The organism is Paenibacillus senegalensis JC66 (assembly GCF_000285515.1).
GTDB lineage: Bacteria > Bacillota > Bacilli > Paenibacillales > NBRC-103111 > Paenibacillus_L > Paenibacillus_L senegalensis.
In genome coordinates, this window is sequence record NZ_HE610957.1 from 226,726 (window position 1) to 241,503 (window position 14,778).

A 14,778-nucleotide genomic window follows, 5' to 3' on the forward strand; every position below is an offset into this window, starting at 1 on the left:
ATGCACCTTTTATGACCTTCTGCGGCCTTCTATGTACGTATTGCAGGTGTCCAGTAACTATTACCGCGCCTACCTATCATCTGAAACGAAAACGATTCCGGAATCATCATCTTAGCAATAACGACTCCGAAATCGCCGAACAATGGACCATGCTAAGCTATACTTTGACATGCAGCGATTTATGGCAAATGGCTTCGGTTAGCAAATAAGAGACGACCGCCTCTGCCCCGCAATTCAAATTGGGGCCTTCTGCATGCAGCCCGTCATGACAGCTGCCGTCCCGCTCGTTAATCATCGGCGTGCCGAGGTCGTTGCTGCCGTAGAACCAGTCACGGCATTTCAGAACAATCGCTTCATAACTAGGCTTTCCCGTCACTTCATATGCCTTGGCCGCAGCTAGCGCCAGCTTCATCACGTCGATCGGCTGCTGATCCCACAACGCCCGATAACCCGGACGACACCAGCCATCGCTTCCCACTGGCCGGATCTGTCCGGCTTCGTTTTGCGACAACCCGATCAGGAAGTCGATCGTGTCTAATGCGGTGTCGAGAAATTCCGGGCGCTTCAGAATGTCATAAGCCCATAGCATGCCCCACGGAAGCAGAGCATTGCTGTAGGTGATTGCGGGCTCAAACCAAGACCAGCCCGGAGCGGAATGCTGGCGATAGAGACCGGTAAGCTGCTCGGCCAATATCGTGATGCGTGGGGTCAGGTCGGTATCGTATCCCGAATGCTGTAGGACAGCAAACGCAGCCAGGGCATAAGCCCAGCCGCGCGGATAACGCATCGACTCAACCTGCGGCAGCGCTTTGCGGAAGATCAATTCAGCTGCAAAAGCGAAATGGGGTGCGGGCGTTGCTGTCATCGCCTTGGCACAAGCCCATAAGCAGCGGCCTAAACAATCGTCGGAGGGCTTTTCCGGCTCCTTGCTGCGATCATAAGCGAAATTGTTGTGAAAATGCCCGTTCTCCTTTTGCGCCCATAGGAGAAAAGCCGTATACGTATCAGCTAACGTCGCGAGCCGTTTTTGATCGTCAGAGCTGCAGCTGCCTGACCATTCCAGGCAAACCCATAGCGCTCTCGCCTGGTCATCCGTACTGTACCCTTCGTTGCGCCGGGGCACAGAGCCCAATCCATGCTCCAGAACCCCCGTTTCATCAGTCATTTTGGCCAGATGATCAAACCGAACGGATCGCCGTTCCATATTTCCCCACCTCTGCAAACAGAAGGTTGTACTCTTGACCAACGTTCGCCCAGCGCATGGTCTGCCCCAGCCGCTTCATCTTCCGGACAACGTCCTGCAGCATCACATCGTTAGTCAGCAGCGACACGATCCGCTCCCGCCATAATGCTTCTTCGTCCGCCGGGATCAGCAGATCGGGCTCTGCGGCAAGCAAATCCTGCGCATAGCAGTACGGAGTGGACAGCACCGGCCGCCCCAAGCCGACCGCATAAGCCAGCGTACCACTTGTGATCTGCTCCAGCCCAGGGTAAGGAGTCACGTAGACATCACATGCAGTAATATGGCGGACCAGGTCGTTCTCCTCTATGTAACGGTCTACCATAACCACATTTTGTCCGATGCCGCTGTCCGCCATCATCGCTTTCAATTCTTCGCGGTATTTCTCCCCTTCCCATTTCTTGACCTCCGGGTGAGTTTGACCGACGATGGCATATAGAACATTGGGTACTTCTTCAACGATTTCTGGCAGCATTTTCAGAATGAATTCGATCCCTTTTCCGCGGCTCAGGAGCCCGAACGTCATCAGCACCTTGCGGCCGGACCAGCCCAGCTGCTCCCGGAACGCCTGCCGCCGATCGATCTCGGGCTCAGGCGTACCGTGCGGTATAAAGACGATTTTGTCCTCCGCAATGCCGAATGAACGGTTCAAGAAGGAGATCGCTTTGCGATTCATCACGACAATCCGGGCGCTCCGCTCAGCGATTTCCTGCTGGATGCTCGCATAAGGTTCGCGAGGATGCTCAAAAACGGTATGAAAGGTGGTCACCAGCGGCTTCCTCAGTGAGCGGATCAAATGCAAGATGTGGCTGCCGGCTTCCCCGCCAAAAATACCGAACTCGTGCTGCAGGGACACAACCTCGATATCCGAGTGGTTAATTCTGTATGCCATCTTCACATAATCGTTTTCGCAATCGCGCCGCAGCAGCCATAACAGCGGATCTTTAAATTCGTCCGTTTCTCCATCATGGAGCACGATGACAGGATCCTTCGCCCTCCATTCCTTGGCCGCATGGACCGCTTGCCGCAGATGGCAGGTAAATGTAGCCAGACCACATTTCTTTGGAACATATGTGCTAATATAGGCCGCCCGGGTCATGCCTGCATCACCTCCAGCCTGTTCATCACGGCCTCGTGCAAAATATGTCTTGAACCGATCTCCAGACCGTATCCGAATATACAGTTGTTTAGGTTTGCTCCATCGTTTACTTGGCAGCCGTCCCACAAGATCGTTTCTGACAGCCGGGCGTTCGGACCTATTGAACACTTGCTGCCGACCACCGCATAAGGACCAATAACCGAGCGAGCGCCTATGCGCACATTCTCTCCGATCAACACCGGAGGAACGAGAAACGCGCTGGCTGCAATATCGCAGCCCTTGCCAATCCAGATGCCATCGCCCCGGGATTGGCCGGGAATGGGAATCCGGCTGGTACCGGTCATGAGATCCCAATGGATTTTGCGATATCTTTCCTTTGTTCCCATATCCGCCCAATAGCCCCGAATGGTCGTTCCATATACCCCGATGTTATCACCGATAAGGAGCGGGAACGTTTCACGTTCAATGGAGACTTCCCGATCAGACGGAATTGCTGCGAGCACGCTCTTTTCCATAATGTAAATCCCTGCATTGATCCGTCTCGAAGGGGCTTCGTCCAAGCGGGGCTTCTCCACAAAACACAAGATACGCCCCGTATCGTCCTGTTCGACGACTCCGTATGCGCTCGGATCCTCCACCTCCGTCAGGCCAATTGTCACTTTTCCTTCGTGAGATCGGTGGAAGTCGAGCAGCGGTATCAGTTCTATATCATGGACGATATCCGCATTCAGGACAATAAATTGCTCATCGAGCAAAGACTCGGCGTTTTTAATCGCCCCGGCTGTTCCCAGCAGCTTTTCTTCTAAAGCGTACTGGATGGATACACCCAGCCGTCGGCCGTCGCCGAAATAATTTTTTATTTTTTCGGGATAATGCTTAAGGGCGATAACGAAACGTTGAACGCCTTGTTCCTTCAGATGAAGAATGAGATGCTCGAGCCACGGTCGATTAACAATAGGCGCCATCGGCTTTGGCATGTTCTCCGTCATAGGTCTCAGTCGGGTTCCCAGTCCACCGGCAAGTAACAGTACATTCATCTTCGAAATCTCCTCCTGTCCCCAAAAAAATTTGATAAACTCAATATACGCCAGTCTTCGGACACTGACGTTAACCGTCCAATTTTTTCCTCCTTCCACACTATTTTGTTAGCACTCTTATTAGTCGAGTGCTATCAATACAGTATTTTATGGAAGACAGCTTTAGTTCTTCAAGCTGCCCAATAGTTAAAATCTGTCTTTATCTTTTAAATCAGACCAGTCTATCTTATTTTTTCTTTAAAAATCTCATTATTTCTCCGTATTTGTTTAAGGATCGAGTTGTTTATTTTTGTTTATCTCGCTTCTTATCGCCTTTTGGAAGAATAGAAAACGATTCATCTATGTCCATTATGAAATTCCATACTTTCCTAGTATAATACGCCCTCACTTCTAGCAGTACTCTATCATAAGTTATACCGTAAGGAGGTGACGGCAATGTGTACAAGAAGAAGAAGAAAAGTTAAAGTCGTTGTTCTCAGACCCGGCCATAAAGTAGTTGTAATATGCAAACACAGACGCAGATGACCTCCGGCATAAAATTGTTTTATTAATAATTTACAGCAAAACCCCATAGTTCGTACTATGGGGTTTTGCTATTCTAGAGGAAAAGGAGATGAGAAAAATGACGATGACCTTCTACTTAGTCAGGCATGCGCTAAAGGAAAAAGCTATTGGCGATGTCCCGATTACAGCAAATGGCAGGATACAAGCTGAATTAACGGCCCGACGCTTGGCTCAAATGCCCATAACGGCAGTAGTTGCCAGTCCATTACGCCGAGCGAGGGAAACAGCGGAAGCTATTTCTTTAACAACAAATGCATCATTGCGAGTAGATCGGCGCTTGAGGGAGCGGGCAAACTGGGGAGATCTGCCCGGACAAACATTTGAGGAATTTGTCGCTATGTGGAACCGCTGCACGCAGGAACCAGACTACATACCGCCAGTAGGAGACTCTGCCAAACAGGCAGCTGAGCGTCTAGCTTCGTTGCTGCAGGATCTATCAAAAGAGTATCCGGAGGATAGCAGCCTTGTCGTGGTTACTCACGGCGGATTAATAACCGATTTTTTGGTGCAGGCCTTTACTGACCAAGAGCTGAATGTGTGGCATCCCCATTTTAGATCGCAGCAAAGTGAATTGGTTGCGGAATGCTCGATAACGAAGCTCACTTACAAGGGAGGCACCTTTCAATTAATCGATTTTGCTTCAACCTCACATTTAACTACCTAAATAGTTTATGATATTAATAACTTTCGCCTTTTAAATCCCTTTCCTCTATCCGTGCTGGCATAGTTAGATATGGGTCTCTGTTCACTTACCGTCTATCATTCGGCAGCTTGAATGATTCCGATCCTCTTTTCTGCAGCTCTTATTAGCTCCTGTGTCAAATTAATCGGATGAGTGACTCTGGCACGGATAGCTATTTTTTTTCACCACCTCCTGTTGAACAACCTTTCCCCGTTATCTAATATTAAGCTTTCCTATCACTTCTTAATTCCTTCAGGTATATCACCTTTTTTATACAATTTTTTACTGGTGGCCTTTAACAATCTTTGATTATAGTTAAGCAAGCGCTCTCACCGGTGTGGGCTAAATCTATTTAGGGAAAGGTGTGTTGCACTTGTATAAGCATGGGAAGAAAAAAAAGCTGCTTCCTATTGGGATCATTCTGCTCTGCTTGCTTCTTGCTCTCCCGATTGTGACACCTGCTGCATTGGCCAACGAATCGGCAGATGCATACGATGTGCTGCGTCAGAAATGGTTTGATGTGCTGGTTGGTGGAAGCGATTTCAACCCGAATGATCCAGACTTTGCCGCTAAAATTGAAGCGTTGGCGGATTCCGTGCAGAACGGAGAGACGGGCTTCTGGGACCGGCTGCAAACGGGAGCCGACCGTGCAGATTGTAATTGTCTTTTTACGGACCTGCTCGGTACCGAAGCCTCTGGTCACATCGTTGTTGCCTATGACCGGCTGAAAACAATGGCTTTGGCCTATATCACTCCCGGCAGCAGACTAGAAGGAAATGCGATGCTAAAGGAAGCGGTTGTCGACGCACTCGATTGGATGTACGAAAATCGCTATAACGAAAATACGGTTCGTTACGGCAACTGGTATCATTGGGAGATGTCAGGCCCTCAGAACCTGCTGGATACCGTTATTTTGATGTATCCCGAGCTGACCTCTGAACAAATCGAGAACTATATGAAAGGTGTGGATCATTTTTCACCCGATCCTAACTTGATTAATAATACCGTAGCTACAGGTGCCAATCGGGTAGAAAAGGTATGGACCCTTCTTCTGCGTTCCGTTTTGCTAAAAGACGGCGACATGCTGGAGCTTGCCAAACATGCACTGAGTGACAACACAGGCACTCCAACCTCTACTAACGGGGAGAACAACGTTTTCGCTTACACCCTTGTACCGGAAACAGACGGCATGCATCCGGACGGTTCTTTTCTTCAGCATGGCCCGCACCCCTATATTGGAAATTACGGTACCACGTTCCTGCAGCTGCTGGCTGGCGCAGTCTATTTGCTCAACGATTCTCCTTGGGAGATTACCGATCCAGAACTGCCGAATCTGTATCAGTGGATTCATGATTCATTCGAGCCAACCATGTATAACGGTGCTCAAATGGATATGATACGGGGAAGGCTAATCTCCAATGAAAGCGTGCAAACCCATGTAGCCGGCCATCGTGTCATTCAGGGTGTCATTATGCTGTCTACCTTCGCTCCTCCTGAGCATGCATCCGCTTATCAGTCCATGGTTAAAACCTGGGTGACGGAAGATACGTACCGCAATTTTTTGACAACAGCGCCGATCTGGTTCGCCCAGCAGGCAAAAATGATTGTCGAAGACTCTTCGATCCCCGCCCGTGGAGATTTGGTGATGAACAAAATCTTCCCGCTTTCCGACCGGGTGGTGCATCATAGGGAGGGCTTCAGCTTCGGTCTGAGCATGTCCTCCAGCCGAATTTACCGTTATGAGTCGATTAATGGCAACAATCTTCACGGCTGGCGCACGGGAGACGGTGTGACCTATCTGTATAACGGAGATCTTGGTCATTATGATGACCATTATTGGCCTACCGTAGATATGTATCGGCTTCCTGGCATTACAACGGATAAGCAAACGTTAGGCAATGCCGCAGGACAAAGCACGAAGACACCCCATTCCTGGGTGGGAGGCGCTTCGGACGGAGAATTCGCTGCGATCGGCATGCAGTTCACTCCCTTTAACAGCAGTTTGACCGGTAAAAAGTCTTGGTTTCTGTTCGATGATGAGATTGTAGCCCTGGGCGCGGAAATCACATCAACTGATTCTCGTGAAGTAGAAACGATCATTGACAACCGCAAGCTGAATGAAGATGGGGATAATCAGGTACACGTAGATGGAGAGCTGCAATCCGCCTCCTTAACGGAGGGCACACAGCTGTATCCCGGCGCAAAATGGCTGCATCTGGAAGGCAGCATGGAGCGTTCCGATATTGGCTACTTCTTCCCTGAAGGCGAGGAAATTCATGGCCTGCGGGAAGCACGGACTGGTTCCTGGGGTGATATTCAAGGAGGTACGCCAAGTGACCCGATTACCAGAAACTATTACAGCTTATCTATCGACCATGGTACGAATCCGCTAAATGAAAGCTATCAGTACGCGATCTTACCAAATAAATCAATATCTCAAACAGCAGATTATGCCGATCAACCGGACTTCATCGTGCTGGAAAACTCCGGTGATGTACAGGCGGTCAAGGAGACAAAGCTGAACATGATCGGAGCGAACTTTTGGACAAATGCTCCAACTACAGTTGCTGCAGACGGATCAAGCTGGATTACCAGCAGCGGCAAGGCATCAGTGCTGACTAAGGAGTCAGAGGAACGGTTGGAGGTTACCGTTTCTGACCCCACCCAGCTTAACAAGGGAACGATAGATCTGGAAATTCACCGTGAGGCGACGGGAATCCGGCAGCTTGATCCTGCCATTACGGTTGTCCGGCTCTCTCCCACCATACAGCTATCTGTAGATGTAAACGATGCCAGGGGAGCTTCCTTCGGAGCAGTCTTTACTCTCGGCAACCCGCACGACACAGAGCCTCCAACCCCTCCTGCTCAAGTAACCGCCAGTATTGAGGGCTATAATTCAGTAAGACTGGATTGGGAGGCATCCACGGATAACACCGGAATTGCCGGCTACCGGATTTACCGCAATGGCGCCGAATGGGCCAGCGTGATCACTCCCGGTTATGTGGATGAGCATGTGGAGCCCGGCAGCTATGAATACCAGGTTGTCGCCTATGATCCCGCAGGCAATCTATCATCCTACAGTGATGCTGTGCAGGTAACGATTGAGGCCGACACTACACCTCCCTCGGTGCCCGCAGGCCTAACCGCGCAAGCCGTATCGGCCAGCCGAATTGATCTTGCTTGGGAAGCATCGGTTGATGATATATCTGGCGTGGCAGGCTATAACGTTTATCGAAATGAAGAGAAGATAGCAACTGTGAACGCACTCAGCTATTCCGATCTTTACTTGATCCCTGCCCAAGAGTATGTATACTCGGTTACTGCTTTTGACGGCGCTGGACATGTATCTGCCCCAAGCAGTCCTGTACAGGCAAGCACCCCCACCGGCAGTGTCTTTCTTATTAACGATTCCTTCGACGCGGAGCCTACCGGGGACGAGCCAACCGGCTATGTTATTGACCGTACAGGCGGAAGTGCCAGCATTGTGGAAGTACCTGACTCTACGAACAAAAGTGTCAAGTTCGAAGATGTCAGCTCTACCCGGTCCGTAGTGGCCGCAAAGTCATTCGATGGACAGCAAGGAAAGGTAGCCGCTGAATTCGACATTATGCTTCCAGCCAGGAGCAGCTATCATTCCTGGAACCTCCAAGGGGATGGCACCCGAAATGCGGTTACCGTTATGATCTCGGGCAATAATCTGATCTACAAAAATTCCCAAGGCGGAGACACTGTGCTTCAGGCTTATGAGCCAGGTACGTGGTATACCGTAAAAATTGAAGCTGATCCGGCCAGCCAGCTGTCAACCATCTATGTTAATGGAATCCCTAGGGCAGTAGATGCGGCCTTCCGTTTTCCCGTTTCCACCATTGAGCGGTTCGCTGCGTCAACCGGAATGTCGGGAACAGGCATCTTTTATCTAGATAATGTGAAGGTTTATCTGCCTTTCCTGACGGAAACGATGAAATCTGCCGAATGGAGATTGGATAACGCTGTGTCCGGTACTCAGCTTGGACAATTTCCACAGCTCGCCATTGATCAATTGAACAGCGTTTGGCTTGCCGCCCAAGCTGTCCATGACGATCCGTTGGCAGACACATCTTCGAAGGATCAGGCAGCACTTGAGCTTGTGGACGCGATGAAGCAATTTGACGGCTCGGTTATCCGGCTTGATGAAGTCTTTGTCGATACGGAACAGAAAGAACTGTTGATTGGCGAGGAAACGCAGCTGATCTTGACAGGGATCACGACAGCAGGCGCGGCAGCAGATCTGGATCTGGCCAATATCACCTTTGATAGCAGTGACGGCGCAGTTGCTGAGGTAGATCCTAATGGAAAGATTACCGCAAAAGGAGCCGGGAAGGTTACCGTTCATGTTTATGCTGAGTTCAAAGGAATTACCGTTACCTCTTCCATAGAGCTCCGGGTGTATGAAGCAAAGACTCCTGTTACATCAGCATGGCTGAACCCGGAGAAACCGGATGGGGACAATGGCTGGTATCGCAGCCCGGTTACCCTTACTTTGTCGGCAGCGCCTTCAACCGTAACGGAAATCGTTTATCGTCTGGATTCCTCTGCAGACTGGCAGCCTTACCGTACGCCATTGGAGTTCCTTGAAGATGGGGAATACACCATAAGCTTCCGCTCCATTGCTGCCGGCGGATTAGAAGAAGAGGCTCAAACCATCTCCTTCCGAATAGATAGTCTCGCTCCAACGATTCTTTTGCCTGTGGAGAACGGTGCTGTCTACTCTACTGCGGAGGCGATTCCCCTGGTAATCACTGCTTCAGATGATGGCTCCGGGATCGATGAAAAGAGTCTCACCGTTACGCTGAACGGTAGATCTCTAACAGCTGGGTCAGAGCTGGCATTGTACACTTTGCCCTTGGGCCATCACACGTTAATAGCATCTGTACGTGATCTAGCAGGCAATGAAAGTGAAATAACAGCTGCCTTCACGCTAGAGACTAGCCTGGAATCACTTAGCCAATTGGTTGCCTTGTTCCAGGCTAATGGGGAGATAGGCAATCACGGGATTGCTAACAGCTTGCAGGCCAAGCTAAAAAACCAGCAGCTTGAGCCCTTCATCAAACAGGTACGCGCTCAGTCAGGCAAGCATATTTCGGAGATGGCTGCTCATTATTTATTGAGAGATGCCGAAGCTCTATTGCCCTAACATCACAAACCTGACTTTACAGACCACTCACCGTGTTAAGATCGTACGCGGCTCTTGAAGAATGTCGAAAACACCAGACACCTCCTTGCATCATAGATGCTGGAGGTGTTTGGTGTTTTCCAATGTTATTTTCCAAAGGTACACGATACAAATAAGCCTTTGAGATCGTTCTCTCAGGCTTTTGTTCAATCGCATTCATTAACTTGAGCCAGGCCTCCTGAGTCAAATCCTCGGCATCCCAGCGATTCCTGGTAAGCTGTAGGCTATATTGATAAATAATCGTTTTCCAGTCCATGCTAATATATTCTATGTAATGGTATATTTTACCTCCTTAACTCTATTAAAAAATGTTATTTCTTTTTATACATTACTTGAGCCCGTTTCCTTTCCTATTCCTATTGTCAACCTTATTGACCAAAGGTCTTTTTGGCCAAAAAACTAAGCGAGTTTTCGATGCAATAAAGGAGCCTGGGCTATATCCATGCAGCAAGCCGCAAGGCACGTAGTCGTACCATTACGGCTCGCTCTTCAAATATAGCTGATATGGATATTGCACACCGCAACTGGCTAATTGGAGTAACGGCTGAGCTATCCGGGTGCTAATTAGCTGGCGCCGGTTCTGTCCAAACCGCCAAATTATCATAGACAACCTGAATACTGTCACCGGCGGCACGGGCTTCTGCGGACAGCACTACCCGCATATTGGAGCTCCAGTCCACTTGTACACTCTTATGTTTCTGTCCATCGATATAGATATGCACATAATTGCCGTCATGAACCAGCTTCATCGTGTGATGGCCCAAATCATCGTCAGCCAAAACCAATGTATCGCTGCCTCCGTTCAGATTGTAGGCCCATACTCCGGTATCCATATTTTGGCTAAAGCGGAGATATTCACTGCCGCTTACGTACAGCCACAAGCCGCTTCTTTGCCCTGTTCCTGTTCCTCCCAATGATATTCTGTCCACCTCTACAATAAGCGGCTCTTCTGCGGATGCATGGAACGGCAGTACACTCTCCAGCGCCCTTCCCGACCAATAATTGACTCCCGTTATTCCCTGGAAGGCAAGGACACCGTTCGATTCGATCGCTTCAATCTCGGTCGGCAGGCTCGAACGCAATCCGCGATGGATTACAGACCATTGACTTAAATCAATCTGATTATCGTCAAAATCATCCTGCATGGAATTGGAGGTCGGCATTGCGGCAGCTTCCTGAGAGTTTGCTCCTTCCCCTGCACTGCTAATCGCCGACACTACATAATAATAGGTTCGGCCATTTGTTAATCCTGTATCTGTATACTCCGTTCCATTCACATGGGCAACGGTTGTATAAGGCCCTCCTGGCATCGCACTTCTTTTTACATGATAACCGGATGCGCCAACCGCCGGAGACCAGTTCAGCTGAATTTCAGAATCGCTCCCCAGCGCTGATAACCCGGTCACCTGAAACCTGATGACGGCATAATCATACTCGCCCCGATTTACCGTGCTTTCCGCTTTCACGAGCGCCTCAGGCATGGCAGGAATTACAACCGGTGCCGTGTATCTTCCATCGCCAGTAATCGTCCCATAGTCTGAACCTCCCACCACCGACCATTCGATACCTTCAGGTGCTCCGAAAACCTGCCCATCAAAATCAATTGGAGCCCCAGGAGCTGCAGAAATTTCGCCGGGCGTAACTTCAATCTGAACCGGCTCGGGCACACTCGTATATACGGCAACACTATTAGCCGGAAGATCAGGATCAATGAAGCTAGTAGCTACCCCGCTCCAAGAAGCATCACTCGGAATTATGGTGGCACTTGCTGTAGGCGTGATCGTGTTAGAAAAGAGATGCCGGTTAATCGTTTTGTTAATCGGGGCTGATATAGTAAGGGCTACCCTTTTATTTTCACTCATGCTTTTATTTACTACAAAAACGGTCAATTCCCCATCGCTTCGCCTTACAGAAGTGACATGCAGATCCGGATCATCGGTTTCCGTTGACAGCACCTGTGAATGTACGCCTCCAAAGCGGGTAAAAAGGCTTAAGGTATAATAAGTATAACGGGGAACAGCGCTTTCCGGCAGCCATGGCCAAGTTCCATAAGCCGAGCTGTCCAAGAAATTTAGAGGATCTACGATAAATTGATCAGCTAATCGCCACATTAACATACCGGAGTTGCCGCTGCGCATGCCGGATATCATCAGATCGGCGAGCTCCACCGCGTTCTGGTACGTTGTCTTGTCGCCCGCTGCTGCAAACTCGGTGATCATCAACGGCTTGCCTGTAGGCTGCACATAGGCCATGCGCTCTGCTGTCCAAGCCGCCATTGAATCGTAATCTTTTCCATAGGCGTGACCCTCATAAATATCCAAGATATCATCCATATTTTGTGCAGCGTGCTCCATCCAATCGAGTCCGGACGATTCGTCAGGGCCGAGCAATTTAATCTGCGAACGGATTCCGTCGGTGACCAGTCTGTTGTGAATAGCCCGGTACATGGCCTCATAGTAGTCCATTTGATTGATTGAAGGCGGAGTTTCAAAGTCTCCCAGATTCGGCTCATTATAACTCATCACATATTTGATGTTGCTGTAGCCTTTATTGACAATCAACTGCTGTAGGGTGGCCGATACCCACTCAGCCCACTCCTCGAGATCTCTGGGTGCGCTCGTTTCGGGCTTCTGCAGCCCGCTGAATCCAAGCCAGTTCCTCACCTCCGCATTCATTTTCCAGCCGGCCACCAATATGACGTCGATATCCTGAGATTTCAAATAATCCAGAACCCGGTATACTGCCTGCATTTTTACACTTTCCGTCTGCATCCCCGACCAATCAATAGTACCCGGATCGTCATTGTCGTTAATAGGCTCCATCCAGTCGATTTGATACCATACACGCACGATGTTCGGCTTTAGTTTAGCAATGCGCCTCTTCTCTATTTCCCACCAATGTTCGTTAAAGCCGGCTCCGATACTTTCAGGCATAAAATGAAACGGGTCATATTCCGCACCAATACCCAAAAAGTCTGACTGGATAATGGAAGCGGTGTCAATTGTAATCGTGGAAGTGCTGTCATGAGTTTGAATCGTAGTCGGTGTGAACAGAGTGCCTATAAACACGAAAAAGCTTACTAGTCCACCCATCCATTGTCCCTGTAATTTCATGCCTTTCACCTCTTTAACTCAAAATGAATTACGGCAACGCAGGGTTATTGTCATACCTCCTTTCAGCTTAGATCACTGTTTCAATGATTCACCCCAAGTATAAGCCAGTGGCAATAGAGATGGATATTTCCCATTCTTGTGATCGTTGTCCAATCTTGCCTTTTTTGCCTCAGCCTTCTCACGGCTTGCTCCCGTCCCGGTATTCCTGCGGGGTCAAACCGGTCTTTTTGCGGAATAGCCTAGTGAAATAAGGAGCGGATTCTAATCCAACCTCAGCTGCTATCTCGTGAATTTTCCGGTCCGTCGTCTTTAGAAGCAGCTTAGCCTTGTTGATCCGGGTTTCGTTAATATACTCCAGTACCCCCTGACCCGTCATCTGCTTGTACAACCGTGAGAAATAGGGCGGACTAAAATAGACGAGCTCAGCCAGCTTGGAAAGAGACAGCTCCTCATGTAAAAACTGATGAATATAATCATGGACCTTAGCGATCATTTCATGTGTCCTTTCGACCTGTTTTCTCCCGTTGTAATCGGCAAGCACTGCTCCCAGGTTGCAAAAATAAGCGATCATTTCGTGCCAGCCGGCGTGGTCGTCTGGTCTTAATATTTTTTCGGCTTGCACAGTGGAGTCGAGTTCCTCAAGCAATCTCCGTTTATTCATATAAGACAGGAAGAATGCTGACAAATGAGAGAAGAGCTCAAGCCCCAGCCACCTGCCTTCTCCGTCAGCAAATAGGGTAGCCTCTACCGTAAACAGCTCGTGAAAAAGAGAAGTGAAGTCTTCCTTCTTTCCGCTATCCATATAATGCTCTAATAAATCAAACCGGTTGAGCCGCGAACGAAGCTTTTCAATTTCTATATAGAGCCGGCTTGACTGCTTGCGACCTTCCCCTGCCGGTTCGGTTATGAGCATTTCTTCGCCCGTGCCCATCCGAAAAGTAAGCTGCAGCTTCAAGGCTTCCACCCGGCTGCTGACTAACTCCCAGGCTGAGGCTTCTGATGCTACTGCAACGGATAACGGTATTGTTAATAAGCGCTGACAAGACATCTGAATTCGTTCGATATAGCTGGGAAACGGCCATTCAGCCCCTTGACCGCCTCTTCCCTGATGGGGCTGTACCAGCCAGACAATCCGCGTCCGGTCATACTGGAAAGCTACAAGCCGGACTTCCGGCCGCAAATATTCATCTGCAATATTGAAGATGGAGAAAAACAGCAGAGTACGGTTTGCTGGCGCTGCAAACTTGCCCCAATCATCGATTCTGCCAAGCACAACCAGTACCGGGACGCTAGGATCGAGATCAATCCCGAGCTCCTGGAAGCGTTTTTCCATTATGGAAGGAGGGTCAACCTCACCTTCCAGCATTTGCAGCAAGTAGTCCCGCCGGAGGGAGGGCAGTGCCATGAACAATTGCTCCCGGGCATTTTGGATAACCTGCTCTTCACTGATCTCATTTTTAATGTCCAGAATCGATTTCTCGATCGCGCTCACAATCACCTCATCGCCTTCGGATTTCAGTACATAATCCACTCCACCCTTACGCAATGCCGATTGGACATATTCGAAATCGTCATAACCCGTTAAGAAAATAACCCGGCAACGAGGCCAGCGCTGCAAGATTTCATCGGCCAGCTCCATCCCGTTCATTCCGGGCATGCGAATATCGGTCAGCAGTATATCAACCCGCCCCTTGTCAATTTTAGCAAGCGCCTCCTTACCCGAATACGCCTTGTTGATCGTCAAATTCAAATCAGGCAATTCGTCCAGCGCTTCTACTAAATAATCAACAGCGTAAGGCTCATCGTCAACTACCAGCATATGCAGCACTCA

The 14,778-nt window shown here is 49.4% G+C and carries 8 protein-coding genes; 2 read left to right on the forward strand and 6 right to left on the reverse strand.

Annotation, left to right across the window (positions count from 1 at the left end; translation table 11 throughout):
- Window positions 1-157: 157 nt before the first annotated feature.
- From PSHG_RS01415 to PSHG_RS01425, 3 genes are read right to left on the reverse strand one after another with little or no spacing between them, the layout of a single operon-like run.
- Entirely contained in the window at window positions 158-1,204 is a 1,047-nt protein-coding gene (locus PSHG_RS01415) for a glycoside hydrolase family protein (RefSeq protein ID WP_010268370.1), read from the reverse strand.
- The gene (locus PSHG_RS01420) at window positions 1,179-2,339 is read right to left on the reverse strand and encodes a glycosyltransferase family 4 protein (RefSeq protein WP_010268372.1); all 1,161 of its coding nucleotides are present in this window, start codon (window positions 2,337-2,339) and stop codon (window positions 1,179-1,181) included. The genes PSHG_RS01415 and PSHG_RS01420 overlap by 26 nt, the downstream gene beginning before the upstream one ends.
- Window positions 2,336-3,376 carry a sugar phosphate nucleotidyltransferase gene (locus PSHG_RS01425; RefSeq protein WP_026021123.1) on the reverse strand — a complete coding sequence of 347 codons (1,041 nt, stop codon included), beginning with the start codon at window positions 3,374-3,376 and terminating at the stop codon, window positions 2,336-2,338. Before PSHG_RS01425 ends, PSHG_RS01420 begins: the two co-directional genes overlap by 4 nt.
- Before the next feature lie 622 nt (window positions 3,377-3,998).
- Here PSHG_RS01425 and PSHG_RS01430 point away from each other — a divergent pair.
- Window positions 3,999-4,604, forward strand: coding sequence for a histidine phosphatase family protein (locus tag PSHG_RS01430; protein ID WP_010268377.1), 606 nt, complete (start codon window positions 3,999-4,001; stop codon window positions 4,602-4,604).
- A 391-nt stretch (window positions 4,605-4,995) separates the two neighbouring features.
- Window positions 4,996-9,795 (forward strand): polysaccharide lyase family 8 super-sandwich domain-containing protein, encoded by a 4,800-nt coding sequence (locus PSHG_RS29115; protein ID WP_010268382.1) that lies wholly within the window; start codon window positions 4,996-4,998, stop codon window positions 9,793-9,795.
- A gap of 16 nt (window positions 9,796-9,811) precedes the next feature.
- Here PSHG_RS29115 and PSHG_RS01440 read toward each other — a convergent pair whose 3' ends face one another.
- The 3 genes from PSHG_RS01440 to PSHG_RS01450 form a co-directional block, all read right to left on the reverse strand.
- Window positions 9,812-10,090 (reverse strand): RNA polymerase sigma factor, encoded by a 279-nt coding sequence (locus PSHG_RS01440; protein WP_010268385.1) that lies wholly within the window; start codon window positions 10,088-10,090, stop codon window positions 9,812-9,814.
- 304 nt (window positions 10,091-10,394) lie between these two features.
- Complete coding sequence (locus tag PSHG_RS01445; RefSeq protein WP_010268388.1) at window positions 10,395-12,947, reverse strand: glycosyl hydrolase; 2,553 nt, start codon at window positions 12,945-12,947, stop codon at window positions 10,395-10,397.
- A gap of 178 nt (window positions 12,948-13,125) precedes the next feature.
- Window positions 13,126-14,766 carry a response regulator gene (locus tag PSHG_RS01450; protein ID WP_235782020.1) on the reverse strand — a complete coding sequence of 547 codons (1,641 nt, stop codon included), beginning with the start codon at window positions 14,764-14,766 and terminating at the stop codon, window positions 13,126-13,128.
- Between the last annotated feature and the right edge of the window lie 12 nt (window positions 14,767-14,778).